The sequence below is a fragment of the Pseudomonas sp. IPO3749 genome (genome assembly GCF_013386605.1).
Classification (GTDB): Bacteria; Pseudomonadota; Gammaproteobacteria; order Pseudomonadales; family Pseudomonadaceae; genus Aquipseudomonas; species Aquipseudomonas azotoformans_A.
This window is the reverse complement of record NZ_JACARN010000060.1, coordinates 1-25,623: the sequence shown is the minus strand read 5'-3', so window position 1 is coordinate 25,623 and position 25,623 is coordinate 1. Positions and strand designations below refer to the sequence as shown.

At 61.5% G+C, this 25,623-nt stretch carries 25 protein-coding genes; 7 read left to right on the top strand and 18 right to left on the bottom strand.

Annotated features, from left to right (window positions below; translation table 11 throughout):
- Positions 1-21 precede the first annotated feature (21 nt).
- The 3 genes from HX812_RS22620 to HX812_RS22610 form a co-directional block, all read right to left on the bottom strand.
- Positions 22-1,344 carry an Nramp family divalent metal transporter gene (locus HX812_RS22620; RefSeq protein ID WP_038850774.1) on the bottom strand — a complete coding sequence of 441 codons (1,323 nt, stop codon included), beginning with the start codon at positions 1,342-1,344 and terminating at the stop codon, positions 22-24.
- Positions 1,345-1,385: 41 nt separating this feature from the next.
- Positions 1,386-2,939, bottom strand: a complete 1,554-nt coding sequence (locus HX812_RS22615; RefSeq protein WP_038850776.1) for a DUF726 domain-containing protein — start codon at positions 2,937-2,939, stop codon at positions 1,386-1,388.
- Between the two features lie 103 nt (positions 2,940-3,042).
- Positions 3,043-3,840: a helix-turn-helix domain-containing protein gene (locus HX812_RS22610; RefSeq protein ID WP_038850778.1), complete on the bottom strand. Its 798-nt coding sequence runs from the start codon at positions 3,838-3,840 to the stop codon at positions 3,043-3,045.
- A gap of 107 nt (positions 3,841-3,947) precedes the next feature.
- On the opposite strand from HX812_RS22610, the gene HX812_RS22605 reads away from it, so the two are divergent.
- The 5 genes from HX812_RS22605 (at position 3,948) to HX812_RS22585 (ending at position 9,163) form a co-directional block, all read left to right on the top strand.
- On the top strand, positions 3,948-4,733 hold the full coding sequence (locus tag HX812_RS22605) for a crotonase/enoyl-CoA hydratase family protein (RefSeq protein ID WP_016977256.1): 786 nt from the start codon (positions 3,948-3,950) through the stop codon (positions 4,731-4,733).
- A gap of 80 nt (positions 4,734-4,813) precedes the next feature.
- Entirely contained in the window at positions 4,814-5,773 is a 960-nt protein-coding gene (locus HX812_RS22600; RefSeq protein WP_038850781.1) for a diiron oxygenase, read from the top strand.
- 45 nt (positions 5,774-5,818) lie between these two features.
- A complete protein-coding gene (gene asnB / locus HX812_RS22595; RefSeq protein ID WP_038850782.1) occupies positions 5,819-7,723 on the top strand; it encodes an asparagine synthase (glutamine-hydrolyzing) in 1,905 nt (634 codons plus the stop codon).
- Between the two features lie 53 nt (positions 7,724-7,776).
- A complete protein-coding gene (locus HX812_RS22590; RefSeq protein WP_038850783.1) occupies positions 7,777-8,679 on the top strand; it encodes an EamA family transporter in 903 nt (300 codons plus the stop codon).
- An 82-nt stretch (positions 8,680-8,761) separates the two neighbouring features.
- Complete coding sequence (locus HX812_RS22585) at positions 8,762-9,163, top strand: RidA family protein (RefSeq protein WP_038850786.1); 402 nt, start codon at positions 8,762-8,764, stop codon at positions 9,161-9,163.
- On the opposite strand, the gene HX812_RS22580 is transcribed toward HX812_RS22585, so the two are convergent.
- A complete protein-coding gene (locus HX812_RS22580; protein ID WP_235165523.1) occupies positions 9,153-10,049 on the bottom strand; it encodes a LysR family transcriptional regulator in 897 nt (298 codons plus the stop codon). The genes HX812_RS22585 and HX812_RS22580 overlap by 11 nt on opposite strands.
- A gap of 32 nt (positions 10,050-10,081) precedes the next feature.
- Entirely contained in the window at positions 10,082-10,387 is a 306-nt protein-coding gene (locus HX812_RS22575) for an XRE family transcriptional regulator (RefSeq protein WP_038850789.1), read from the bottom strand.
- 186 nt (positions 10,388-10,573) lie between these two features.
- Between HX812_RS22575 and HX812_RS22570 the strand changes: the two genes are divergently transcribed.
- Both HX812_RS22570 and HX812_RS22565 read left to right on the top strand, forming a co-directional pair.
- Positions 10,574-12,382 carry a monovalent cation:proton antiporter-2 (CPA2) family protein gene (locus tag HX812_RS22570; RefSeq protein ID WP_038850792.1) on the top strand — a complete coding sequence of 603 codons (1,809 nt, stop codon included), beginning with the start codon at positions 10,574-10,576 and terminating at the stop codon, positions 12,380-12,382.
- A 72-nt stretch (positions 12,383-12,454) separates the two neighbouring features.
- Entirely contained in the window at positions 12,455-13,009 is a 555-nt protein-coding gene (locus HX812_RS22565) for a hypothetical protein (RefSeq protein ID WP_038850794.1), read from the top strand.
- An 11-nt stretch (positions 13,010-13,020) separates the two neighbouring features.
- Here HX812_RS22565 and HX812_RS22560 read toward each other — a convergent pair whose 3' ends face one another.
- The 13 genes from HX812_RS22560 to HX812_RS22500 all read right to left on the bottom strand — a co-directional run bounded on the left by HX812_RS22560 (position 13,021) and on the right by HX812_RS22500 (position 25,249).
- On the bottom strand, positions 13,021-13,740 hold the full coding sequence (locus HX812_RS22560; RefSeq protein WP_038850796.1) for an alpha/beta hydrolase: 720 nt from the start codon (positions 13,738-13,740) through the stop codon (positions 13,021-13,023).
- Positions 13,741-13,751: 11 nt separating this feature from the next.
- On the bottom strand, positions 13,752-14,507 hold the full coding sequence (cobF, locus tag HX812_RS22555) for a precorrin-6A synthase (deacetylating) (RefSeq protein WP_038850798.1): 756 nt from the start codon (positions 14,505-14,507) through the stop codon (positions 13,752-13,754).
- Between the two features lie 45 nt (positions 14,508-14,552).
- The gene (locus HX812_RS22550) at positions 14,553-15,107 is read right to left on the bottom strand and encodes a histidine phosphatase family protein (protein WP_038850799.1); all 555 of its coding nucleotides are present in this window, start codon (positions 15,105-15,107) and stop codon (positions 14,553-14,555) included.
- Positions 15,108-15,212: 105 nt separating this feature from the next.
- On the bottom strand, positions 15,213-16,199 hold the full coding sequence (locus HX812_RS22545) for a LysR family transcriptional regulator (protein ID WP_038850801.1): 987 nt from the start codon (positions 16,197-16,199) through the stop codon (positions 15,213-15,215).
- A gap of 51 nt (positions 16,200-16,250) precedes the next feature.
- Entirely contained in the window at positions 16,251-17,186 is a 936-nt protein-coding gene (locus HX812_RS22540) for a peptidylprolyl isomerase (protein ID WP_038850802.1), read from the bottom strand.
- On the bottom strand, positions 17,183-17,635 hold the full coding sequence (locus HX812_RS22535) for a YbjN domain-containing protein (RefSeq protein ID WP_080642458.1): 453 nt from the start codon (positions 17,633-17,635) through the stop codon (positions 17,183-17,185). Before HX812_RS22535 ends, HX812_RS22540 begins: the two co-directional genes overlap by 4 nt.
- Before the next feature lie 20 nt (positions 17,636-17,655).
- Complete coding sequence (locus HX812_RS22530; RefSeq protein ID WP_038850805.1) at positions 17,656-18,282, bottom strand: hypothetical protein; 627 nt, start codon at positions 18,280-18,282, stop codon at positions 17,656-17,658.
- An 18-nt stretch (positions 18,283-18,300) separates the two neighbouring features.
- Positions 18,301-20,001, bottom strand: coding sequence for a putative porin (locus tag HX812_RS22525; RefSeq protein WP_038850807.1), 1,701 nt, complete (start codon positions 19,999-20,001; stop codon positions 18,301-18,303).
- Between the two features lie 42 nt (positions 20,002-20,043).
- Positions 20,044-20,748: an energy transducer TonB gene (locus HX812_RS22520; protein ID WP_038850808.1), complete on the bottom strand. Its 705-nt coding sequence runs from the start codon at positions 20,746-20,748 to the stop codon at positions 20,044-20,046.
- Positions 20,749-20,751: 3 nt separating this feature from the next.
- Complete coding sequence (locus HX812_RS22515; protein WP_016980095.1) at positions 20,752-21,177, bottom strand: biopolymer transporter ExbD; 426 nt, start codon at positions 21,175-21,177, stop codon at positions 20,752-20,754.
- A gap of 11 nt (positions 21,178-21,188) precedes the next feature.
- Positions 21,189-22,988, bottom strand: coding sequence for a DUF2341 domain-containing protein (locus HX812_RS22510; RefSeq protein ID WP_038850811.1), 1,800 nt, complete (start codon positions 22,986-22,988; stop codon positions 21,189-21,191).
- A 24-nt stretch (positions 22,989-23,012) separates the two neighbouring features.
- Entirely contained in the window at positions 23,013-24,596 is a 1,584-nt protein-coding gene (locus tag HX812_RS22505) for a ShlB/FhaC/HecB family hemolysin secretion/activation protein (protein ID WP_038850813.1), read from the bottom strand.
- A gap of 59 nt (positions 24,597-24,655) precedes the next feature.
- On the bottom strand, positions 24,656-25,249 hold the full coding sequence (locus tag HX812_RS22500; protein ID WP_028619777.1) for a transposase: 594 nt from the start codon (positions 25,247-25,249) through the stop codon (positions 24,656-24,658).
- Between the last annotated feature and the right edge of the window lie 374 nt (positions 25,250-25,623).

Below are 25,623 nucleotides of genomic sequence, written 5' to 3'. Positions count from 1 at the left end.
GTCCCAATTGCTTCGGTGCGCCTACCCAAACACCCACTGCCCAATCAACCACGCATTCGCCCCACTGATCACCGTAAATAGAAACCACGCCAGCAAGCGTGTCGGCAGCCGATTCACGAATGGCCCCATCAGTTGCTTGTCACCCGTCATGCGGATCAGCGGATACAGCGCGAACGGCAACTGCAGGCTGAGCACCACCTGGCTGAGGATCAGCAATTTGCCGATAGCATCGTCGCCCATCAGCCATACTCCCAAAAACGCAGGGATCAGCGCCAGGCCACGTGTGATCAAACGCCGCTGCCAGCAGGGAATACGCAGGTTGAGGTAGCCCTCCATGATCACCTGCCCGGCGATGGTGCCGGTAAAGGTGGAGCTTTGCCCGGAGGCGAGCAAGGCAATGCCGAACAGGATGCTGGCGAAGGCACCGCCGACCAGCGGGTCAAGCAGGTGGTAGGCATCCTGGATCTCGACCACCTCAGTGTGGCCGGTCTTGTGGAACGCTGCGGCGGCGAGCACCAGGATCGCGGCGTTGACCAACAGCGCCAGGGCCAGGGAGCCGATGGTGTCGATGCGCGCCAACTTGACCGCGTCCTGTTTGCTGGCCAGGTCCTTGCCGATCAGGCGGGTTTGCACGATGGAACTGTGCAGGTAGAGGTTATGAGGCATTACCGTGGCACCGAGGATGCCGATGGCCAGGTACAACGGCGCGGCATCGCTGATGGCCGACAGTGACGGCGTAAAACCACTGAACACGTCCGGCCAGTAGGGTTTGATCAGTACCAGTTCGATAAAGAAACACACGCCGATGGTCGCCACCAGCGCCAGCATGATCGCTTCCAAACGGCGGAAACCACGGTTCTGCAGGGCCAGGATCAGCAGTGTGTCGAAGGCGGTGATGACAATGCCGGTGGTCAGCGACACCCCCAGCAGCAGGTGGAATGCCAGGGCGCAGCCCAGCACCTCGGCAAGGTCGGTGGCGATGATCGAGATTTCCGCCAGCACCCACTGGGTGCGTGCAGACCGCTGGCTATAGCGCTCACGGCAGAGTTGCGCCAGGTCCTTGCCGGTGGCGATGCCCAACCTTGAACACAGGCACTGCACCGCCATCCCTGCCAAGCTGGCCAGCAGCACCACAAACAACAGGTTGTAACCGTAGCGCGAGCCGGCCTCGATGGCCGTGGCCCAGTTACCGGGGTCCATGTAGCCGATAGAGATCAGCAGCCCAGGCCCGGCAAACATGAGGATGCGCTTGAAGAACGAAGCCTTGGGATCAACGGCGACAGAACCCGCCACTTCCGGCGGGCAGAACGGGGCGGTGGCGATTTTTGGCAGGCTGAATTTCACGCGGTATCCCAGGCAAACACACAAGACAGAGGCGCAGCTTATCAGTCGGACGCAACCGTGCGCATCACCGTGTCCCGTGGCAGGTCGAACGCCTCGACCACTTGCACCACCAAGTCCATCTCCTGGTTCAGTGCTTCACGCTCCATGCGCTGGCGAATCACGCCGATCACCAGCACCGCCAGGGTGGTGATCGAATACGCAGGGCCGGAAAACGCGCGCACGCCGCTCACCACCAGCATCGCCGCTGCTACCGCCTGCCCCACCACCGGAATCGCCGTGGCCGCACCGCGTCGCAGGATAAAGCCGGTCAACCCGGCCAGCGCTGTACCGCTCAACGCAGTGGTGGCCGACCGGCGCATGTCAAAACGCCTGAACAGCCCCTGCTCCTTTTGCGCGGCAGCCTTGAGTTCCGCGTCGAACACCAGCCGGTCCGCGTGGCTGAGTTTGTCTTTGTACTGTTCGATGAGTTTTTCGGCGACCTGGGTTTCAAGGTCAGCCAATTCGACGGTATCGAGCGGCTCATCGAACTTGATACCCAGCCGCTGCACCACATCTTCGGCGATCTGGCGGTAACTCACGCCATGGCCTCGGGCGAGGTTCATAAAGGTATCGCCGCCCATGCGCTGCAACTCAAGGGCCAGCTTGAGCGGCTCGCGCACGCTGGCGTCTATGGATGCACTACGTTTTTGCGCCATCAACTCGGCGAGGAACTTCAACTCCTCAGGCCGCGCCTGGACCAACGCCGGGAACAGGTCCGCGTCCTCTTCGGCAAAACGCACGTCGGCGCTGCGCTGGTCGGAGCGGATCATGCCGCGCCGCTCGTGCAGCAGGTCGGTGTACTGCACCACCGTTTGCAACTGCGGCCAGTAGGCGGCGTGATCGAAGGTCGCCAGGTGCACATTGGTGACCTTGGCCTTGAGCGCCGGCGTTACCGGAATCGCATAGCGGCCGATGCAACGCTCGGTATCCGGTTTCAGGGCCAAGGCCCAGTCCTTGCTGGAGTGGCAATTGATCACGCGCCCTTTTAGCGGCGCGGACACATCATCCCACGGGCTGGACGTGCAGATCGCCCCACCCATCAACAGCAGGTTGTCCAACGGCAGCTCGCGGGCGGTATCAGGGCTGGCCAGCAAACTCTTGACCAGGATGCGCGCACCCAGGGAATGGCCGATCAGGTTGATGCGCCGCACTTCAAGGGATTCACCTTGCAGGTAGGCGGCCAGCTCCGGCAGCAGGCTCCTGGCAACTTCATCTACCCGCGCCTCGACGCTTTTATAGTGGTCGAGAAAGTAGGCAATCGCCTTGCCCACGCCCACAGTGGCTGCACCCAGGCTGCCGCCGCCGAGCATTGCGCCGATCACGTCCTTGAACGGCGCGAACAGGTTTTCCAGGAAATGCCCCGCCGGCCAGAACAGCATCAGGTTGGTCGAGCCTTCGATGCCCGCCAACTGCGCCTTGAAGCTGCCCAGCTGTTGCCGGTTGAAGAACGCCGAATAACCGTGGACATAGAGATTAAGCACATCACCCTCGGGCTCACCACACATCAAGAACGTGGGCTTGCGGGTGCGGTGCATTTCATCCCACTGGTGCTGCATGGGGCAATGACTCCTGGTAACGAGGGACGGCGATAGTAACAAAGGGCGGGGTTCAACGTGGTACCGCTGGGGGAAAAGGCACCGCATTGGCCTCATCATCCTTTCAAAACAGAGAGGCCGCCTTGGACTTGGCCAGGTAGCGCGCCGGTGAATCGCCCAGGTTGCGGCGGAACACTGAAGTGAAAGCGCTGGAACTGCTGAACCCCAACTCAAACGCCACATCGGTGATGGACGAGCCATGACTGAGCCGCGCCGTCGCCTCCAACAGGCACACCTGCTGGCGCCAGGACACAAAGGTCATGCCGGTGCATTCACGAAAGTTACGGGTAAAGGTGCGCCGGCTCATGCTCGACCAATCGGCCATCTCGCAGATGGAGATCTTCTGCGTCGGCGCCTCAAGGAAACGCTGACAAGAACGGGCCAAGCGCGCTTCGGAGGGCAACGGCGCACTGAGGGGCAACTCGGGCATGGCGCCGATTTCATCGATCAACAGGGTCAGCACACAACGGTCGCGCACGCTGGGCGAGGCCGATGGCCCAATCGCCAGCGCCGCTTCCAGCAGATGGCGCAACAGTGGCGAGACGCCAAATACCTGGCAATAGTCCTGCAACCCTGCGCGCCGGGCCGCATCGTCGTCCAGGTAGGTATTAAGCATCACCACATCGCCGCGCATGTGCATCTCATGGGAAATCCCGCCCGGCACCCAGATGGCACGCTGCGGCGGCACGACCCAATTACCCAGGTCAGTGAACATTTTCAACGCGCCCGTGGATGCATACGCGAACTGCCCACGACGATGGGTATGCCGTGGAAACACCGTACCGGACGGGTACTCGCGCAGCGTCACCACCGCTTCGGGGCTATCGGGTTCGTAAGGGGAATAGGTGAAGGTCGGTGGCATGGCCCGATTTTGTCAAAGTATGACCTGACATAGCAAGCGGGCCACTACTCTGCCACCTAGAATCGTCGCTCCCCAAGTTGGGTTCATATCGAAGGGATATTCGGAAAATGAGTGTCAAAAACTACTTGGACGTACGAGTAGACGGCGCCGTTCTGATGGTGGGTCTCAACCGCCCGCAGAAGCGAAACGCCATGTCTCTGGAAGTCATGCACGAACTGCGCGATACCTTTACCAACATGCCTGAAGGCATTGGTGCTGCGGTGCTCTACAGCACCAGCCAGCATTTCTGCACGGGGCTGGATCTGTCGGAAATCCGCGACCAATCGGTGATCGATAACGTCCAGGCCTTCCGCGAATGGCACAAGACCTTCGAACTGATCCAGTTCGGCAAGGTGCCCGTGGTGGCCGCCATTACCGGTGCCGCCATCGGCGGCGGCCTGGAAATTGCCACCGCCTGCAGCCTGCGTGTGGTAGATGACAGCGCCTTCTTCTCGCTGCCCGAAGCCATGCGCGGCCTGTATGTGGGTGTCGGCGCCTCGGTGCGCTTCCCACGCATCGCCGGCATCGCCCTGATGACCGACATGATGCTCACCGGCCGCACGCTCTACGCCAAGGAAAGCTATGAACGTGGCGTGGCCCAGTACCTGGTGCCGGTCGGCCAGGCGGTGCTCAAGGCCACCGAGTTGGCGCACAAAATCGCCGGCAACCTGCCCATGACCAACTACGCAGTGACCCACGTGCTGCCGCGCATTGTCGATCAAAGCCAGCAGGACGGCCTGATGACGGAAGCCTTGATTGCCGCCGTGGTGTCGTCCGACATCCGTACACAGGATCGCCTGGCGGACTTCCTCGATCGCAAGAAGGACAAGATCCAGACCGCGCCAGCGGTGTAATTCCCGGTCGTGAACGTTGCCGAGCGCACCTCGGCAAACCATGGATGGCCTTCACAACTCACTCTCAACCCGGTGAAACCATGTTTCAGCACAGCACTCAAGACGATCTTTATCGCAGCAATGACGCGACCGATGAACGATTGATCAAAATCGAACGCAGCTGGCACAAACGCGCACAGATCAAGCTCGATTCCCAACGCCCGGATATCCAGCTAGACCTGCAGGCGCCGGACTTTCTCGAGGCCCTGTTACCTTTCGCCCATGATCCGCATTACCAGAACTACCCGCATGCCCTGAAGCTGCTGATCCTGTCGGCCGGCTGGGTGATCTACAACCAGAAAACGATCGCCATCGAAACCGAAATCATCTGCCCGTCCTGCATCGACCTGCTGCAGCTCGGCTCACGCCTGAGCTCCGCCAGCGCCGCGACGATTTCCGAAACCCTGGCAGATGAGGCTTATCACACGCTGTTTTCGATCAACATGTGTGAACTGGCGATCACTCAGCGCGGCATGCGCATCAAATGGCCGGAACTGGAACTGACCCGCCACTTGAGCCAGGCCCAGGCCACCCTGTCCGAGGCGGATTTCAAGGTCTACCGCCTGGCCTTTTCGCTGGTCTCGGAAACGTTTATCAGCGACTACCTGGCCGACCTCAGCGACGCGCCAGACATCCAGCCGGTGTTCCGCCACGTGGTGGCCCTGCACAAAAAAGACGAACTGGTGCACAAGCACATCTTCCCGCTGTTCGTACAACAGGTGGTAGGTGACTTCACCGCGCAGCAAACCGCCCTGTTCACTCGCGGCATCGCCAACTCGATCCGGATCTTCCCGATGCGCGAGATTTCGGCGTGGCGAATCATCCTGCCGCAACTGCTCGAAGTGTTCGGCGATCAATCGCTGCTGCTACCGACTCAATTTACCGAGACCGGCGAAGCGGACTACTCGGCCATGCCCGAGATCCTCAGCTCCATTGGCATACACCCCGAAGCGGTGCTGCCCGAGCAGGCAGTGATGAGCGAACCGGCCACCACCGTTTAAAAACAGCGTGCTGCTGACCAATACAAATTCAATAGAGTAATTGTCATGTGTGGATACATTGGCGTCTTTGCCAAACAACCTCGTGCGTTCAACCCGAACATGTTCGATGCCGCCCTGCGTGCCATCCACCATCGCGGCCCGGACAGTTCCAGCCAATGGTTCGACCCCAACGGCCAGGCCGCCTTTGGTTATGTGCGCCTGGGCCTGGTCGGCCTGGGTAACGGCACCCAGCCTATCGTCGCCGACGAAGGCGACCTGGTGATGATGGTCAACGGCGAGTTCTATGACTATCAACGCATCCGCGCCGAACTGGAAAGCTACGGTTGCCGCTTCAAGACCTCGTCCGACAGCGAAATCGCCATGCACCTGTACCGTCGCCATGGCGTACGTGGCCTCAAGCAACTGCGCGGCGAGTTCACCATCCTGATCTTCGATCGCCTGCGCAAAAAGCTGTTTGCCGTGCGTGACCGGGTGGGCGTCAAGCCGCTGTACTACACCGAGCATGAGGGCGCCTGGTACTTCGCCTCCGAGATCAAAGCCTTGCTCGCCGCTGGTGTGCCCGCACACTGGGACCACGAAGCCTACGCCAATCGCGGTTTTATCCTGCGCGACCGTACCGTCTTCAACAACATTCGCAGCGTGAAACCGGGTTGCTGGATCATCGCCGATGAAAGCGGCCTGCAAACCGAACAGTACTGGGACTGGGACTTCCCGGATGCCCAGGCCACCGAGCAGCGCAGTGAAGCCGAGATGATCGAGTCCCTGCGCAACACCATCGAAGAGTCCGTACGCCTGCGCCTGCATGCCGATGTACCGGTCGGCGTGTGCCTCAGTGGCGGCCTCGACTCCTCGGCCATGCTGGGGATTGCCACCGAGCTGACGGGTCAGCCATTGCAGGCGTTCCACCTGTCCTTCGAAGGCGAGCAGGCCTACGACGAGCGCCAATTCGCTGAAGTGGCCGCCCGACATAACCGTGCCCACCTCAACGTGCTGTCAGTGAACTCTTCCGACATGGCGGATAACTTCGAAAATGCCCTGTGGCACGCCGAAATGCCCTTCGCCAACGCCCATAGCGTGGCCAAGTACCTGCTGTGCAAATACGTGCAGAACCAGGGCATGCGCGCCGTACTCACTGGCGAAGGTGCCGACGAAGTCTTCGGCGGCTACCCGCACTATCGTCGCGACATGGTGTTCTACAACCACGAAAACCAGGACCCGACGGCGATTGCCGAACTGACCCGGCGCCTGCATGCCAGCGAAGATCGCTACCTGCCCGGCGGCAAAAATGATGTGAAATGGGTGCAGGACGAACTGGGCCACGGCGTGTCCTGGCTGCAAACCCAGTCGGCGCTGTTCGGCCCCCTGGCGCAGCTGTACAGCGATGACTTCCGTGAGCGTTTCAGCAACACCGATGCCTATCGTGAGTTCTACGACCGCCTGAGCCCACGGGCGCTCAATGGCTGGGAACCGGTCAACCGTTCGCTGTATATGGTCGCCAAGTCCAGCCTGCCCAACGTGGTGCTCACCTCCCTGGGCGACCGCATGGAAATGGCCGGCAGCCTGGAAGGCCGCCCGCCGCTGCTCGATCACCAAGTGATTGAGGCCGCGTGCCGCCTGCCAGTGAACATGAAAGTGCGCGGCGCCACCGAGAAATACGCCTTGCGCGAAGCCATGCGCCCTTATGTGCCCCAGGCTGTGCTGGATCGCAAGAAGCAGTACTTCCGCGCCCCGCCGGCATCCGAAAGCCCGCAATCGAAGCTGTATGAAATGATCAACGATGTGTTGAGCGGCCCGGCATTGCATAACGTGCCGTTCTTCGATCCGCGTAAAGTACGCGCCTTGCTGGCAACCCTGCCAAGCTTGTCCACCGCACAGCGCGCCTCGGCAGATAACCTGCTGATGGAAATCGCCGGGCTGTGCCTGATGCAAAAACGCTTCGCCTTGAATTGACTTCCCGGCGGCACCTCGCGATTGCGGTGTGCCGCCTGACCCAAGGAGGGTCCATGCTGAAAAAACATCTGTCTCTTGCCGTGCTCGTCACCCTGGTATGGGGGGTCAACTTCCCCATCACCAAGCTCGGCCTGCGTGCCATCGACCCGTTTGTACTCACGGGTATCCGCTTCGCTCTTGCCGCCCTGCCCCTGGTGTTCTTTATCAAGCGCCCCGCCGTCAAATTCAGCTACGTGGCGGCCTATGGCTTTATCTTCGGGCTGGGCATGTGGGGCGTGATCAACTATGGCATCCAAGTGGGCGTGAGCCCCGGTATCGCCTCTTTGATTATCCAGCTCAGCGTGTTCTTCACCATGGGCTGGGGCTTTGTGCTGTTCAAGGAGAAAATCCGTGGCGCGCAAATGCTCGGCGCCGTGCTGGCCTTGATCGGCCTGGCGGGGATCATCTCGACCCAGGAAGGCAACCATGCGGTGCTGGGCGTCATGCTGATCGTCCTCAGCGCGGTGGCCTGGAGCGTGGGCAACGTGATCATCAAGAAATCCGGGGTCAAGGAGATCTTCTCGTTCATGGTGTGGGCCAGCCTGATCCCGCCGATCCCGCTGTTCCTCACGGCCTGGTTGATGCACGGCAGCGCCGCGTTCGAAGGCTTGCAGGCCAGCCTCGATCTGACGGCGGTTTTATCGATCCTGTTCCAGGTGTACCTGGCCACGCACTTTGCCTACTGGGGCTGGAACTCGTTGCTCAAGCTGTACCCGGTGTCCACCGTGGCACCGCTGTCGTTGCTGATTCCGGTGTTCGGCATCACCAGCTCGATGCTGATTCTGGATGAGCGCATTTCTACGCCGAATCTGATCTCGATCGGGATCATTATCGTCGGGTTGGCGGTGGGGCTGTACCGCAGACCAGTCAATCTAGCCCCCGTGGAACCGCAGACGATTGTCCATATGGATAGATAGTCATGGCATAAATTCGGGATTTTGTTCGCGTATTGAGTGCTTTAGCCTGGGTCCAGTCCTGTACTGAACCCAAGGAAATACCATGAGCACGCCTGAATTTTTTGTCACCCCCGGCTACGGCGATTACATGCGCGAGCACCTGCATTACTCGCAGGCGGTAAAAGTCGGTAATCGCGTGGAAACCTCAGGCCAAGGGGGCTGGGACGATGAGCTCCAGATCCCCGCCGACCTGGCCGACGAGATCGCCCAGGCGTTCCACAACCTGGAACGCACCCTCGCGACTGCCGGCGCCAGTTGGGAGCACGTGATTCACGTCAACTCCTACCACGTCGGTGGTTTCCCGCCCGAGGTCAACGAGGCGATGGTCAAGCACTACCGCCAGTACATGCCCCACCATGCGCCGATCTGGACGCAAGTCGGCGTCGAGGCTCTGGGGCTGCCGACCATGCGCGTGGAAATCCGCGTGACCGCGATCATTCCCTGACACCGAACCTGCGAATCACCCACTCGACAAACACCTTGAGCCGCGCGCTCTGGTGGCGATTGGGTGGATAGAGGATGTGCAGCGGCGTGGCTGGACGCGACCACTGCGCTAGCACACTGACCAATTGACCGTTGTCCACGTAGTACTGAACGATGGCTTTGAAATGCTGCCCGACGCCCAGGCCGGCGAGCAGCATTTCCTTGAGGCCGTTGCCTTCATTCGTGGAATAGGCGCAATCGCCCACTTCGATGCGACTGTCGCCCTGTTCGAAAATCAGTGGCTCCGCTTTACCAGATCCGGCAAAAAAATAGCCGGCCTTGAGGTGGTTGAGCGCCAGATCCTCCGGGGAAACCGGCACACCTCGGCGCTCCAGGTAATCAGGGGCCGCGCAGGTCAAATATTCCAGGTCGCTCACCTTGCGCCCGATTATCGCCATGTCATCCAGCTTCCCGGCACGGATCACGCAATCCACACCCTCCCCCACAATGTTCACCGCGCGATCACTGATACCCAAGGCGATGGTGATATCGGGATACTCGCGATGAAAATCCACCAGCGCCGGAATCAGCAGGCAATTGGCAAACGACGCCGGGGCATCGACCCGCAGATGCCCGCGGGGTTTGAGGACTTGCCCGCGAATGGCACTGTCCACTTCGTCCAACTCTGCGACCAGGCGCCGGGCATGTTGGTAATACTCCAATCCCTCGGACGTGGGCGCCATAGCCCGCGTGGTGCGGTGCATCAGCCTGATGCCCAGGTGTTTCTCAAGGTCGGTGATCAGCTTGCTCACGGTGGAGCGCGGCAGTGCCAACTGGTCGGATGCACGGCTGAATGAGCTGGTTTCGACGACGCGAACAAAGGCACGCATGGCGAGAAGTTGGTTCACAAGGATGACCTTCTGGATAGCTACAAGCGCTTTCAGTAAGCAAAGTTGTCGATCTTGACCTGGCCATCGGGAAACGTCGCAATAATCTCCAACTCGCCCCCCATCGCACGGATATAGTCGCGCAATGTGCTGATGTACATGTCGGTGCGCCGCTCCATCTTGGAGACGGCCGCCTGTTTGATGTTCAGTGCTTTGGCCAGGCTCGCCTGGCTTAGCTGCTGAGCTTTGCGCAACTCATGCAGTGGCATTTCCTGCAGGTGCTGCTGAAACAACAACTTGGCTTCGGCACGGGACTCCGGCGTCATGCGCGTTTGCAGTTCAGCGAATTTCTTAGCCATGTTTACGGCCCTCCCAACCAGAATTCGACCTCCCAAAATATTCCACCAAAGGAATAAAAAATTCAACCTGTCAAAAAGCGTTTTACCTGAGTCTCAACCCACCCCGCTCAAAAACACAATTTTCGAAATGTAAAAAGCGCTCTAATACACCCCTGTTGATTGGCTTTAAAGATCCTGGAGTTCGCAATGCCCCATGAAGGCAACCTGTTACAAGCAGCCGTGGTGTTCCTGCTCGCCGCCGTGCTGACCGTGCCCCTGGCCAAGCGCCTGCAACTGGGCGCGGTGCTGGGCTATCTGTTCGCTGGCGTGATCATCGGGCCGTCGGTGCTCGGTTTGGTCGGCAACCCGCAAAGCGTCGCGCAATTTTCCGAATTGGGCGTGGTGTTGCTGCTGTTCATCATCGGACTGGAACTGTCGCCCAAGCGGTTGTGGGTGATGCGCAAGGCGGTGTTTGGCGTCGGCCTGGCGCAGGTGCTGCTGACGGGACTGGTGATGGGCGTGGTGGCGTTGTGGCTGTTTGGCCAGTCGTGGAACAGCGCAATCGTGCTCGGCCTGGGCCTGGCGCTATCGTCCACCGCGTTCGGCCTGCAAAGCCTGGCCGAGCGCAAGGAGCTGAACCAGCCCCATGGCCGCCTGGCCTTTGCGATATTGCTGTTTCAGGACATCGCCGCGATCCCGCTGATCGCCATGGTGCCGTTGCTGGCCGGCAGCGATCACCCGACCACCGAAGCCCAGGGCCTGCAACATGTGTTGCAGATTCTCGGCAGCATTGCCGTGGTGATCATCGGCGGCCGTTACCTGTTGCGACCGGTGTTCCGCATCGTCGCCAAGACCGGCCTGCGCGAAGTATCCACCGCCACCGCACTGTTGGTGGTGATTGGCACGGCCTGGTTGATGGAGCTGGTGGGCGTGTCCATGGCCCTTGGCGCCTTCCTCGCCGGCCTGCTACTGGCGGACTCGGAATACCGCCACGAACTAGAATCCCAGATTGAACCGTTCAAGGGCCTGCTGCTGGGCCTGTTCTTCATCAGCGTGGGCATGGGCGCCAACCTCAGCCTATTGCTCAGCTCGCCGCTGGTGGTGATCGGCCTGACACTGCTGTTGATCGGTTTGAAGCTGCCCTTGCTCTACGCCGTAGGCCGGCTGGTGGGCGACCTCAATCGCGAAAGCGCCCTGCGCCTGGGCGTGGTGCTGGCGGCGGGTGGTGAATTCGCCTTCGTGGTGTTCAAGATCGGCCGCGACCAAGGCCTGTTCGAACCACATCTGTACGACATCCTGGTCCTGACCATCACCCTCTCCATGGCCGTAACACCGCTGCTGTTACTGGTGTGCCCGAAGCTGTTCAAGCCCAAAGCCAAGCCGGTGGAAATCCCCGAGGAATACCGCACCATCGAAAGCGACGCGCCCCGCGTGGTTATCGCTGGCATGGGCCGTATGGGCCAGATCGTCGCGCGGATCCTGCGTGCGCAGAACATTTCGTTCATCGCCTTGGACACCTCGGTGGAAACCATCGAGCTGACCCGCAGCTTCGGCGGCATGCCGGTGTTCTACGGTGACCCGCAACGCCCTGAGATCCTGCATGCGGCCAAGGTCGACCAAGCGGAATTCTTCGTGATTGCCATGGACGACCCGGAGATCAACATCAAGACCGCCGAGCTGGTGCGTAACCTCTACCCACACATGAAAATCATCGCCCGCGCCCGTAACCGCCAGCACGTACACCGCCTGGTGGACCTGGACGCGTCACCGATTCGCGAGACCTTTTACTCCAGCCTGGAAATGAGCCGCCGCACCTTGGTCGGCCTGGGTTTGAGCCAGGCCCAGGCCGATGCGCGCATCACCCGCTTCAAGAACCACGACCTGCAACTGCTGGCCGCGCAACATGCGGTGTACGACGACGCCGCCAAAGTGATGCAAACCGCCCAGGAAGCCCGGGCAGAACTGGCGCGGCTGTTTGAGATGGACCGACTTGAGGAAGAGTCCGACAAGGTGTGAGGCTATGGATGAACGATTTTGCGAAAATTCTGACAGAATACGGCGCAATTTCGTTCACCCCTGGAGCGTTTCATGGCCACTTTCACCAAGACCGCCGTCCTGCTGGCCCTCGCGTTGGCCGCTGGCAGCGCATTCGCCGCTTCCAAGCCGACCACGCAAACCATCTCCACCTTGAATGGTAAGTTCACCTTCAACTTGCCCAAGGCCTACGCCGCCGACACCCTGCCGGCTGGCAAGGCTGAAGATGGTACCGCCGATACCCAAGGCACGATGTACGCCAACCAGACCACAAAAAGTGTGGTGATCGTCGCCGAAACCGTACGTAACGATGGGGTAACCATCGGCGATAACGACGCACAATTCCTCGATGGCGCCGTGGCCGGGTTCGTCAAGGACCAGAGCGCAGCGCTGCCGGACTTCAAGAAACAAAGCGAGAAGAAACTGACGTTCAAGGGTTTGGGCCTGCGTCAAGTGGATAGCACCGCCACCCAAGGCGGCGGCAAGACGCTGAACTCCACGTTCCTCGGTGGTTCGGGTAATCACCTGCTGGTGATCCAGGCGATTTCGCGGGCGGATGATGCCAAGGGGCATGCGGCGTTGGTGAAGCAGATTACCGGCGGCAAATAACCCTGAGGCGGTCAGTTCAGGCTCTTTTCCAACCAGGCTTTCAGGTCCTGCACTTCCGCCTCGCTGATGGTATGCGGCATGCCGGGGTACCCATGAAACTCCGGCTTCAACCCCAACCCCGTCAACACCTCGTTCGCCCGTGTCGCCGACACATAGGGCAGCGCCTGGTCCAAGGTGCCATGGCCGATAAAGATCGCCAGCTTGCCCAATGACGCATCCGGCTTCAGCTCAGCCTTGAGCACCGGCAACACGCTGCCGCTCAGTGCCGCAATGCCACGCAGCAGCTCCGGCCGGCGCAGGCCCACCTCATAGGACATGATTGCGCCCTGGCTAAACCCCACCAGGAACACTCGGTCAGGCTGGGTGTGATATTTGGCGGTGGCTTTGCCGACAAACTCTTCGATCAGCTTCGCACTGCGTTGCAGGTCGGCGGTTTCGCCGTCGTAATCTCCGTCACCGGGCGTCTTGGTAAACCAGCGATAGCCGTGCGGGTCCACCGGCATAGGTGCACGGGCCGACAGGTACGTCCAGGTAGAGGGCAGCGCGTCCTTGATGCCGAACAAGTCCTCCTCGTTACTGCCAAACCCGTGCAGGAAAATCACCAGCGGCTGGTTGCGCGCGTCGCCCTGGGTTTGTTCCAGATACGACAACGGCAAATCGGTGTGCAGCGTGTCGTCGGCATGGGCGGTGCCGGCCACGAGGGTGAGTGCCAGGGCAAACAGTTTGAGCATGGGACGTTACCTCAAGGTTTGCGTAACAGATAAGTGTCCATGATCCAGCCATTTTCCAGGCGAGCGGCCTTGCGCACCCGTTCGATTTCTGCCGCGACTTCACTGACTTTGCCGCTGATCAGGACCTCGTCCGGTGTGCCCAGGTAGGCGCCCCAGTAGATGTCCAGGTCTTGATCCGCCACTGTGCGGTAGGAGTCTTCGGCGTCGAGCATCACCACCAACGTGTCGGCGTCACTCGCCTGCCCCGCCGCCAAACGGCGCCCGGTAGTGATCTCGATGGACTTGCCGATACGGTTCAGCGGCACTTTGTGCTGGGCCGCCAGGGCCTGCACGCTGGTGATGCCAGGGATCACTTCGAACTCGAACTCACTGCGACCGCTGGCAAGAATCGCCTGCAAGATGCGAATGGTGCTGTCGTACAGCGCTGGATCACCCCAGGCGAGGAAAGCGCCCACTTCACCTTCAGCCATTTCTTCGTTGATCATGCGTTCGAAGGTCTGCTGCTTGTCGCGGTTGAGGTCCTGCACGGCGGTGGTGTAGTCGATCTCGCCGCGCACACGCTCGGGGCAATCGGCCTCGACGAAACGGTAGCCGGGCTCGGTGATGTAGGTCTCGCAGATCTCGCGACGCAGGTCGATCAACTTGTCTTTGCTCTGACCCTTGTCCATCAGGAAAAACACGTCGGTGCGGTTGAGCGCCTTCACGGCCTGCATCGTGATGTAGTCAGGGTTGCCGGCGCCAATGCCGATGATCAGGATGCGTTTCATGGGTTGCTCTCATTGCGGGGCGTGGATTTTGCCATGTTCACGTGCCTAGGCGTGAGTTTCCAGGCGCAGGCGCCAGACATTGTTGAAGCGCAGCTCGGTGGCGGACAGCGGTTCGACGTCGATCCTGTAGAACATCGACAGCGGAAACTGCATGGCGTGCCACATCGCGGCACGAATCACAAAGGGATGGGTGATGGCCACGACATGGCCGGGCTGGGATTCGAGGGTTTTCATCCACTCAGCCACCCGCAGGCAGATCTGCTCCACCGACTCGCCACCGTGGGGCGAGCACGTGGCGTCGGTGAGCCAGGTGTTCAGCTGATCACTCTCCAGTTGGCCGATGTCCTGGCCCCTCCACTGCCCGAAATCAGCGTCGCGCAACGCGGCCTCGATCACCCCGTCAGCGCCGAACAAGCCTGCCGTCTGCCGAGCCCTGGCCTCCGGACCACATAACAGGCGCCGGGTTTTCTTGTAGCGACCAGTCAGCGACAACGCCTTGCCCTGCCAATCCATCGCCAACGCCTCGTCATCGGGAAAACGCCCCTGTTTTTGCAGAGGCGTGACGGCATGGCAAATGAGCGTCAAACGAGTAGTGTGCATTGCAGAGTGCTTGAGACCAAGAAGATAAGGTTCCAAGACTGGCGCAGTTAGCGCTGGGGCGCAACACAGAAATCAGGCTTGCCAGCCTGCTTTTCTGTGGGAGCATTAGACCTGAAAATCAAACCACTCGCGTCGTCCCTCAAACGTGCCAATGATCAACTCCACAATCATCCGCACCGCCTCCACATCTCCCACTTGCGCATTCACCGCCAGCCACACCTGCCGCTGCATGCTCTCGTCCAGCAACCCCGTCAACGCCACCAGGCCCCGGTCAAAACTGCTCATGTAATGCGGCAGCAAGCCAATGCATGCGCCACAGCGGATCATCTCCAACATCAGCGAATACGCGTGCACCTGCACCACCGCCGCCAGGCGCTGCTGCACCACCTGATTCCATGCCTGCAACGCGCCCACCTGCGCATCAGGTTGCCACTGCACCAGCATGTAGTCGTCAAGGTCTTCCACGCTGTCCGGCCGTGTGGTCAGCCGCGAATATCGCTTGGCGATATGCGGCAAGTACTGCAAACGTGCCAGGGCCTGTGGCGGCTCGGTGGCGAAGCTCGGGCCAGGCACCGGGCCGTCGGCGTCCGACAGCCACAGCACCACATCGACATCCACCGCTTGCAGCGACAACTGGCTGTCGATGGAAATGATCTCCAGGCGCACGCTGGCGTTGCGCCGCAACAAGGCGATCAGGTCACGCCCAAGGATGTCATGCAGGATCGGTTCGGCCACTGCCAGCCGAATCAACGGCTGCTCGGTGACCGGCAACCGCCGTTCATGGGCCAGGGCAATCAATTGGGCCTGCAACTGCTGGCCATCGCGACTGAGCACCAAACCACTGCCCTGGTAACTGAACAGCGAATGCCGCAGATGTTCTTCAAGCTGCGCCAGGCGCTTGCGTAACAGCGTTGCCTTGATATTCAGGCTGCGCGCCGCCTGCATGAAGCAGCCGCAGCGCGCACTCACCAGAAAGTAGCGCGCCACCTCCGGGTCGATCTCCTGGGCCAGGGCCAGCCAGCTACTGCGCCCCTCGGTCGGGGCGCGATAAGAGGACGGCCCCTGGGGGGCGGACGGTTCTAGAAATGCCATGGGAGACTCCCTGTCTTGTCTGTCTGTGCATCCAATGCGGGTTGACGCGGGTTACTCCAGCACCTTGTTCAGCTCGGCGCCGTCGATACTCAGGGTTGCGGTGTTGAGCATGCCTTCGAGGTAGGCCTTGGCGATCTGCTCTTGGCGCTGGGCACGCAGGGCCTGGGTCAGGCGCTCGCGCAGTTCGTCGAGGGTTGCGCTACGCGCCGGTTGCTGGCCCGTGAGCTTGAGTACATGAAACCCCGCCGCGCTCTGCACCACGTCCGACACGGCGCCGACCTTGAGGCGCGACACGACACTGCGGACTTCCGGCACCAGCTGTTGCAAAGGCTGCATGCCCGAGTCGCCACCGCGTGCGGCGGAGTCGGTGTCCTGGGAAAACTGCGTGGCCAGGGCGGCGAAATCACCCGGCGCAGCCTGGGCACGACGGCTCAGTTCCTGGGCCTGGCGGCGCACGTTGTCGACGGTTTGCGGGTCATTGGTCGCCAGGAAAATCTGGCTCACCCGGTACAACTGCGGTGTCACCCATTGCGCCTTGCCACTGTCGTAGGCCTGCTGCAACTCAGCCGCACTCGGGTAGTCGGCCGGCACCTGGCTGACCGAGAGCATGTAGTCGCGAAACACGATCTGCTCGGCGGCGGCGCGGGTCTGCTGTTCCACGTCCGGGCGCTGTCGCCAACCCTGGGCGTCGGCCTGTTCAAGCACGGCCTTTTGGGCCAGGCGTGAACGGATCCAGGTTTCCAACGCGCCACGGTTGCCGCGCAATTGCTCGCGGGACTCGGCAGGCAGGCTGGCCAGGACGGTTTTCAGTTCCGTCAGGTCGATCTGCTGATTGCCCAGGCGCGCCACCGCCGGGCCGACCGATACCGGGTTGATCACCGGCGTCGGTTGCTGCGCCGCCACCGGGTCGCTGCCCGGCCGCAGGCTCAAGCCCACCACCAGCAAGGCCAGCGCACCCGCGCCGACCATCAGGGTTGGTTTCTTCACAATACCGGCGCCTCGGCTTCAGCCTGCAACTGCGCGGCCTGCTGGCTGTATTCACGCAGGTAGACGATGAATTCCTGCAACAGACGGTCCCACAGCTCCAACTGGCTGCGCAGGTGCGTGGCGCCAACGCCGGCTACCACCACGTCCATCTCCATCAACAGAAACTCGCCCTGCACCGACAACCGCGCAAAACGTCGCGACGCGTTCCACACTTGGGCCAGGCCTTCGGGCAATTCGCCCTGGATGCGCAGCGCGCAGCTGTAGGTGAAATCCACATACGTACCCTGCTCCGCCGCCGGGTTGCCGAAGCGCACCGCAAAACCGATGCCTTGGCTGGCACTGAGCAATTGCACGATGCCATTTTGTTCAGTCTGATTGACCCGGTAACCGGCTTCCTGCAACAGCTCGGTGAGGCTCTGAGTGGTGACGCTGGTGATCAATTCGCTCATGGTGATTTCTTCCCTGTCGATCAATGATTGGCGGTTGCCTGGGGCGCATCGAAACGGCTCTTGTACAAATCGTCACCAAAGCCCTGGGCCAGTTCCTCGAACTTGACCCGCGCGCTGCTGGCGAAGGGCTGGCGGATACTCATCACCTCGGCCACGTCGATTTTTTCGTAGGCCGCGAGCAACTGCTGGGCCACGCCGTACATCTGTTGATTCTTGACTGAACATTGCTGCACTTGTGTGTCACGGTCGCTCAGTTGTGCCTGCAAGCGCGCACGCTCAGCCTCTTTGCCCTTGGCCAGCACCAGCAGTTCGTCATAGGCCTTCTTGAACTTGCCGATCTGCTCGTTGCTCGCCGTCACCTGGGCTTGCGCCTGGTTGTGCAGGCTTTGTTGCTGGCCGGCCATTTGCTCGGCCACGCCACGGGCCTTGTCCAGCTCGGCCGTCAGTTGTTTTATTTGCACCTGGGCCTGCTTGGCCTGGTTTTCGGCGGCAATGCGCGCAGCGCTGGCCTGGGCCTGTTCGCTTTGCAGGGCCTGCAATTGCTGGGTGGTGCTGCGCAGTTGCGTGCGCAAGCGTTCCTCCATGCCTTCAGCCGACGCTGCCGTGGCAACAAACACCAGGAGCAGCCCGCAGATTCGCGTGTTCATGTGGCATCTCCGTGCGCATCAAAAGCGCGTGTTGAGTTCCAGTTGCATCACATCGACTTCGAACGGCGCGCCGTACACTTCGGACGCGCTCAACCAACGCGCACTGGCGTAGATGTTCTTTTCGATGCCGTAGTTGGCGCCAATGAAATAACCCTTGGCGTTGGTGCCGCCCAGGTGAAACGACGAATCGTTGAAGCCATCAGGCAATGCGTCAGGCTGGATGTATTTGTAGCCGGCCAACACGTTCCAATCACCGCGCTTGCGCATTTCCAGCGCGCTGCCGAGGGTGAACGAGACCATCAGTGCATTGCCGCCACTTTCAAACTGGCCCTTGCTGTTGATGTTATTGACGATCTCGCCTTCGCTGCGCTTGAGCATCTCGCCCTTGTCGTAGGCCAGGTTGTGGATGAAGTTGCCTTGGGTGCGCAGCTTGAAATCGCTGGGCAGCTCGGCATCCCAGGCCAGGTTCAGGTCGAGCACGTCGAACTTGGATGCCAGGCCGACGAACTGCGGTTGCGGGGTCAGGCCCGGAGTGGCCGGATTCGGCGTGATGTCGCGCAGCAGGAACACGCTATTGCCCTTCTGCATGAAGGCCAGGCGCGAGCCGTCGCTGTCACACGCCGGCTGGCCGGACCACGGCTGGCAGGCGCCGGAGCGCTTACCTTCGATATCGTCAAAGTGGTAGTAGGCCACTGCGCCCTTGAGGCTGTTTTCGCGGTTGATCTTCCAGTTGGCGCCGATCTGCCCGCCAAACAGCCACTTGGTCTCGCTGTCTTCCTTGTCGAAGCCGTTGCTGCTGGCCGAGTCGGAGGTGTACTCCACCGGGAACGCACCCAAGGTGCCAAACAAGCCCCACTGGCTGTTCAGGGCGTGGTTGAAATTGGCGGCGATACCGTCGAAGTTCAGGTCGCCCGAATACATCATGTCCGTGGAGTAGAACGGGTTGGCGAAACGCCCGGCGGTGAGGGTCACATCCGGGGTGGCCTTCCAGCTCAGGTAGCCCTGGTCGAGCCAGATGTCTTTCTTGCCAAAGCCGCCGCCCAGGGTCTGGGTGGTGGACACCGGGTTGTTGTCGGAGCCGGTGCCCACACGGATGCCGGCCGTCCAGTCGGGTGACAGCACCGCTTTCATGCCCAGGCGCGCGCGCAGGCGGAACAGGTTTTCGCGGTCCTTGGTGGTGTTGAGCAGCGGCGGCAGCTTTGTATTGGTATCCTTGTTGGTGTCGTACGGGCCGCTTTCATTGAGCTTGGCGTAGTCGACGATCTCGTTGCTGTTATTGCCCGAAAAATAGCGCGACTCGTCCCGCAGGCGGATATCGCCATCAAAGCTGATACGCGAGACCCAATCCGGGAAGGTATTGGGCTGGGCCCAGTTTTCCTGCTTGGCAGTGGCCATGACCTCGGCCTTGACCTGATCACGAATCTGATCTTTCACCGCCTGCGGCACGTACTGCACACGCACGTCACCCGGCGCAGCGGCGGGGCCTGCGGCCACCACCGGCGCGGTATTGGCCTGGCGTGCCTGCTGGGCCTCTTTTTCGGCCTGGGCGATCAGCCCGTTGGCGGTGTCCTGGGTCAGCACGCCTTGCTGCACCAACAGGCGGATCAGGTTGATGGTGACGTTTTCCGAGGGCGCGACCGGGGCTGCAGCCGCCTGGCCGACCAGGGTCGCGATGACCATGCCGACCGCCAGGGTCAGTCGATTCACGGGGGAAATCATGTGTGCGCAACTCCTGTAAAAAACCGTTGAAATAGGGTTTGTTCAATCCGGGCGCCGGCCCTTGAGCGACAGGCGCATGGGCAGCGTCAACGACGCCGGCGGCTTTTGTGTGGCGCGCGGTGCCTGGATCAAGGCGAGCATCTGCGCGTCGGTCTCGGCATCACCGCTGGACTTGGCCACCAAGGCTTTGGTGACCTGGCCTTCGGCGCCCAACCACAGGTCTATCTGGATCGAGAAGGCCTTCTTGCGCAGCTCAGGGTCTTCGCGCATCAGCCGCTGATAGGTGCCGGCCAGGTACTGCTTGTAGGTGCCCGTCCCCAACCCGCCGCCGCCACTGCCGGCCATGCCGCCGCCCTTACCCGCGCCGATGTTGAAACCGTCGTTGCCGGACTGCGCGTCGCCGTCGATCTGCATCGGGTTGGCCAGGTCTTCGCTAGGCGAAGGCGGCGCTTCCTCGGCGGGCTTGACCTCCTCGGGTTCGGGGCTCGGCACCGGTTCCGGGATTTTTTCTTCGACCTGGGGCTCAGGCTCCTTGGGCTTTTCCGGCGGTGGTGGCGGTGGCGGCGGCAACGGGATGATCGTCGGCACCTTCGGCGCTTCGCGGCGTACGCCGCTCATGTCATTGGCCCATTGCCACAAGCACCAGGCCGCCACGGCGCCCAGCAACAGGCCCGCGCCCCACTTCAACGGGCGCAGCGGCGGCTTCTTCTTGACGGGCAAGGGCGCGATCGGGATCTGTGCGGTCATGTCTCAGCCCTGACTCGGTTTGCCGGTAACCAACCCGACCTGGGACAGTTCCAGCCGACGCAGCAGGTCAAGCACTTCGATCACCTTCTGGTACTGCACCATCGCATCGCCACGCACGATCACCGGGAAATCCGGGTTCAATGCTTTCTCGATGCGCAGGCGTTCTTCCAGCTCACCGAGGGTCACCGGGTAGGCGTCGAGGAACACCTGGCCACCGTCGTTCACGGAGATGGCCTTGGTCTTGGCCTCCGACAACGACACCGAGGCGCTGGCCTTGGGCAAGTGAATCTGGATGCCCGAGACCTGGGCGGTGGCGGTGAGGATAAACATCACCAGCACCACCATCAGCACGTCCACCAGGGGCGTGATGTTGATGCTGTCGACGGCGGCATCATCGTCATCGTCGTGGGAGGTATTTACGGAAGCCATGGCAGATCTCCTCAGGCCGGAACAGCGGCGTGATGGTCACGACGGTGCGCGGCTTCACTGTGCTGGCTCTCGCCGTGCATCTCCGCCAGGCGAGTGATGAACTCGTCGACAAACACACGCATGTCCGCGCTGACTTCCTTGTTGCGCGTGATCAGGCGGTTGTAGCCAAACAACGCCGGGATCGCGACAAACAGGCCCATGGCCGTGGCCAGCAACGCCGCCGCCATACCGGGGGCAATCGCGTTGATGTTCACATCGCCGGCCATGGCCGTGCCGAGGAACACCACCATAATCCCCAGCACGGTGCCGAGCAGGCCGATGTACGGGCCGCCGGCAATGGCGTTGGACAGGGTCGAGAGTTTGGAGCTGAGCGCCTGGTTTTCGCGGGTGCGCACGCCGTCCATGGAGCAGCGGATGGCTTCGATGGTCGCGGCCGAGACCGACGAGGTGTCGGCGCCCTGGGCACGCCGGGTGCGGATCTCCTTGACCGCCACCAGGTACAGGCGCCACAGCGAAGAATGGGCCAGGCGTTCACCCAACTGGGCGTCGTCGGCGTACATCTCCAGGCGCGTGCCGATCTGCGCAAAATGCTCGCGGAACACCTCGTTGGCGCTGCTCACGCGGCTGACCTGACGGTTCTTGCGCAGCATGATGACCCACGATTGGAACATCATCGCCACCAGCACCAGGATGATCACCCAGGCATCCACCGGCACCGCGTTGAGCAAGAAGCCCAAGCTGCCGAAACCGAAGCCGGACTGTTCTTCATCGACACCATAGGCCACCAGTTTCGACTCGGCGCCCTGGGCGCTGGCATCGGCCAGCAACAGTGCCGCCGGACGCGCTACCTTGGACAGACGCAGTTCATCGATGGCCCCGGCAAACGGCAGGTGCGTGCTGCCCGCTTCCGGCAAATCGGCACCAATGGCCAGCTGGGAATTAAACGCCGGCAAGGCAACGGCCAGGATGGCGGTTTCGCGGCCATTCACATACAGCGAGACCTTGTCACCCTCGGCGGTGAACGCCAGGTGCTGCCATTGGCCGGGGTTCAGCGGCTGGCTCGACACGGCGCGCTGGCCGTCGATTTCCACGAACGGCATGCCTTGGTTCAAGCCCAGCAACAGGCTATGGGGGCCATCGCGGCGGGCAAGCACGACTTGTTCGCCACTGGCCTGGTCCAGGCGCAACCAGGCGCTGAAGGTGAACGCGCCACCCGCAGCGTGTTGCAGCGAAGGGCTGGCCGGCAGCATCAGCGGTTGACCGGCGAACTGCAAGGCACGGCCGATCACACCGTCGATGCTGGCACCGGTGGCGTTCAACGCGGTGTTGGCATAGGCCGTGGTGTCGCGGGCCGGTGTGCCGTTGGCCCCGTCAAAATGGTAGAGCGCGGTGTAGTTCGGGTCGAACGTCAGCTGGCCGTTGGCGGTGGCCGGGGCCTTCTGGTTGCCGTAGTACATCCACAGGTCCTGACGCTGACCGCCTTCGACCTTGGGCACATCGACCCAGATCAGCGCCATGCCCATCAACGGGTCGAAGCTTTCGATCTGGTGGTTGAACACGGTCTTGTCGTCGGCACTCACAAAACGCAGGTCGGCGCCGTCATCCTTGACCCCATCAAAGGTGAAGTTGCCCGTGTGCAGGCGCACCAGCAGCGCGGTACGGCCCAGGGCCTGGTTGATCGCGGCGCCTTGGGCGGTGGTGTCCACCGAAATCTGTTTGCGGTAGTGCCAGTCGTCCTGCCACCAGGCATGGGCGGTGGCCGGGAGCGTGAAGCCCAGGCAGATCAACAGGCTCAGGAATAGGCGTTGCATGGGTGAAGTCTCCGGAAGAAAAAGTCAGAAAGTCGCCTGCACACTGAAGTGCAGTCGCGAGTCCTGTTTCTGGGTGTTCGGTCCATTGAGCAGCGGGTAGCCCCAATCCAGGCTGCCGGACAACCATTTGCTCAAACTGGCGCGGGTGCCCAGGCCGACACTGGCCAGGCTGTATTCGTCTTCTTGCTCGGGCAGCGGGTCGTGCAGGCGCATGCGTGCCCCTTCGGCGAACGCGTAGAAGCGCCACTCCTGCACGTAACTGCCAAGGAACTTGGCCAGCGACGGCGTGCGCAGTTCCTGGGAGAGCAAGTACCCCTCATCCCCGGTGCGCTCCGCCGCGAGGTAACCGCGCACCGATGTGGCGCCGCCGGCGGAATACTGCTCGTTGGACACCAGCGGCCCCGACGCCAGCTGGAAGCCGCCCTTGGTTGCCGACTGCCAGTCGTTGGCGAAGGTGTAGGTGTAATTCAGGTCGCCCTTGAGCACGGCAAAACTGGCGCTGGCCTTGTAGCGTTTGTACTCGAACTCTTCGGCATCGCTGCCGTAGCCGAAAAACGCGCGAGTACCCACCACCAGGTTCAAGCCCAGGCCCAACTGCGCTTGTTCGGTGTAGCGAAAGCCGTTGTAGCCGAAGGTGAATGGCGCGTATTTGAGGGGCACCTGGTCGCTGCTGGAACCGAACTTCATCTGTTCGTCGAAATCCTTGAAGTCCACACCAAACGAGAACGAGTTGGCCCAGTTGCCCGCCGCCGGCAGGTTATAGATGGCCGACACGCCATAGGAATGGCCCTTGCCCAACACGTTGCTGCCGCCGATGGTGGCGATGTTGCTGTCGGACTGGTAACCGGAGAACTGCAAGGTCCAGCGCTCATCCAATGGCGCGCTGTAGGAGCCCGACCAGACCTTGGCATTCTCGGTGTCCTGGGGCGCGGTGAAGTAGGTCAGGGAAATGCTGTGACCCAGTTGCCAGAGGTTGTCGTACCCCAGGGTCGCCACCGAGCGCAGCTTTTCGGTGTCGGCGCTGTAGTCGTTGTTCAGGCCGATACTGGCGTGCCAGGGGTTCTGGTCTTCCACCTGCAAATCCACATCCATGGTGCCGGGGCGTTGGCCCTCGCGCACCAGCGGCGTGACCTGGCGCCCAGCGCCGCGATTGAGGCCCGCCAACTGGGTTTGCACCGTGGCAAAGTCCGGCACCGCGCCCTCCTCCAGGGCCGGCACCTGCTCGCGGATTTCCACCGGCGAATAGTGCTTGGCACCGACCACGCGCACACGGCCGACCTTGGTCTCGCTGACCTGCAGGTAGACGATACCGTCATCGACCTTCTGCTCCGGCAACTCGACAAACACCGACTGATAGCCACGCGACTGGTAGATCTTCTGCAACGCATCGCGCGCGCCTTCGATATCGCCCAAGGTCTTTTGCGGCCCCAGGAACGGATACACCGCCTCCTCGATCGTCGCCGCATCCAGCACCGTATTGCCGCGCACGAAGTACTCGTTGACGTCGACCTTACGCGCACCCTCTTCCTCCTCGGCCAACACCGGTTGCGCCAGGCTCCCCAGCGTCACGCAACACAGCGCCAACGTTAATTTGAACAGATGCTCCACACCGCCCCCTGACTGTCTGATTTTTTGCGCCGTCGCCGCAAGCCCGGCGTGCGGCCGGCTCAATTGCTGGTGATCGAAGTGCTGCCGTGGCGTGCCAGCCAGGTGTGCAACAGGGCGAAGTTCAACGAGAACTCCGGCATGTGCAGCAAGGCGCCACAAAACACGTCACCAATGATTTTCTGGATGAGTTGCACTGCACGCGGGTTGTTCAGCAGCGTGGCGATGTCGCGGGTCAGTACGTGAATGCTCCAGACCTTTTGGTTGAGGTCCAGGCCGACGAACCAGCGGAACAGCAGGTTGTAGTTCAGCTGTTCATGCAGCTGTTGTTCGCTGGGCACCGAGTACAGCAGTTGCAGCAGCAGGATCTGCAGCACGGTGTGCGGGGCGATCGACATCGCGGGTTCGGCGGTGAGCCAGTCACGGTGCTGGTCGAGCACTTCGTCGATCTGTGGGCGCAGCAGCACCAGGGAATGGCCTGCCGGGATGTAGCTGGAGACTTCCTTGCGAGCGCCTTGCCAGTCTTCCTGGGAGACGATCCAGACCCAGGGTGCGCCGTAGCGATAGACCGACACCGGCTTCTTGCGCGCGGCTTCGACGATCTTTGACAGGCGCTGGTCGAGCTCCTGCATGCCGACTTTCGAGTAACGTTCCATAGTTCCCATCGCCCCACTCCTGGCATCCTGCTTGCGGCTGAAAAGCCCAACGTTCTGGTGGGCTCAAGCGCGTTACACAGAGGAGACGGGAGTGGTCGGGGGCTACCGAACTTTTGTCATGAAAGCTTCATTTTGGATTGGGTGGGGGGCAATTCTTGGTGGTGTGTATATCCGTTGTTTAGGTAACGGCGGCTATTGGTTCCGCCCTTACGGCGGGTCACTTTGGAAAAGCCGGAATGCCGGCCCAGCCCAAAGTAACCAAAGGGCTCTTGCCCCAACACTCGGCACCTCGCCTAGGCTCGGTGTGCCCGTAATCCGACAGTGATTTGGGGGGCCGCCGCCACGCGCCATCCATGGCGCGGTGCGGCTAAACC

Coding starts and splice junctions, on each gene's coding strand:
- HX812_RS22520 (WP_038850808.1), bottom strand. CDS start 20,748: ATGACCGCACAGATCCCGATCGCGCCCTTGCCCGTCAAGAAGAAGCCG.
- HX812_RS22615 (WP_038850776.1), bottom strand. CDS start 2,939: ATGCAGCACCAGTGGGATGAAATGCACCGCACCCGCAAGCCCACGTTC.
- HX812_RS22570 (WP_038850792.1), top strand. CDS start 10,574: ATGCCCCATGAAGGCAACCTGTTACAAGCAGCCGTGGTGTTCCTGCTC.
- asnB (WP_038850782.1), top strand. CDS start 5,819: ATGTGTGGATACATTGGCGTCTTTGCCAAACAACCTCGTGCGTTCAAC.
- HX812_RS22550 (WP_038850799.1), bottom strand. CDS start 15,107: ATGCACACTACTCGTTTGACGCTCATTTGCCATGCCGTCACGCCTCTG.
- HX812_RS22545 (WP_038850801.1), bottom strand. CDS start 16,199: ATGGCATTTCTAGAACCGTCCGCCCCCCAGGGGCCGTCCTCTTATCGC.
- HX812_RS22535 (WP_080642458.1), bottom strand. CDS start 17,635: ATGAGCGAATTGATCACCAGCGTCACCACTCAGAGCCTCACCGAGCTG.
- HX812_RS22605 (WP_016977256.1), top strand. CDS start 3,948: ATGAGTGTCAAAAACTACTTGGACGTACGAGTAGACGGCGCCGTTCTG.
- HX812_RS22560 (WP_038850796.1), bottom strand. CDS start 13,740: ATGCTCAAACTGTTTGCCCTGGCACTCACCCTCGTGGCCGGCACCGCC.
- HX812_RS22530 (WP_038850805.1), bottom strand. CDS start 18,282: ATGAACACGCGAATCTGCGGGCTGCTCCTGGTGTTTGTTGCCACGGCA.
- HX812_RS22515 (WP_016980095.1), bottom strand. CDS start 21,177: ATGGCTTCCGTAAATACCTCCCACGACGATGACGATGATGCCGCCGTC.
- HX812_RS22575 (WP_038850789.1), bottom strand. CDS start 10,387: ATGGCTAAGAAATTCGCTGAACTGCAAACGCGCATGACGCCGGAGTCC.
- HX812_RS22510 (WP_038850811.1), bottom strand. CDS start 22,988: ATGCAACGCCTATTCCTGAGCCTGTTGATCTGCCTGGGCTTCACGCTC.
- HX812_RS22525 (WP_038850807.1), bottom strand. CDS start 20,001: ATGATTTCCCCCGTGAATCGACTGACCCTGGCGGTCGGCATGGTCATC.
- HX812_RS22565 (WP_038850794.1), top strand. CDS start 12,455: ATGGCCACTTTCACCAAGACCGCCGTCCTGCTGGCCCTCGCGTTGGCC.
- HX812_RS22585 (WP_038850786.1), top strand. CDS start 8,762: ATGAGCACGCCTGAATTTTTTGTCACCCCCGGCTACGGCGATTACATG.
- HX812_RS22610 (WP_038850778.1), bottom strand. CDS start 3,840: ATGCCACCGACCTTCACCTATTCCCCTTACGAACCCGATAGCCCCGAA.
- cobF (WP_038850798.1), bottom strand. CDS start 14,507: ATGAAACGCATCCTGATCATCGGCATTGGCGCCGGCAACCCTGACTAC.
- HX812_RS22590 (WP_038850783.1), top strand. CDS start 7,777: ATGCTGAAAAAACATCTGTCTCTTGCCGTGCTCGTCACCCTGGTATGG.
- HX812_RS22500 (WP_028619777.1), bottom strand. CDS start 25,249: ATGGAACGTTACTCGAAAGTCGGCATGCAGGAGCTCGACCAGCGCCTG.
- HX812_RS22600 (WP_038850781.1), top strand. CDS start 4,814: ATGTTTCAGCACAGCACTCAAGACGATCTTTATCGCAGCAATGACGCG.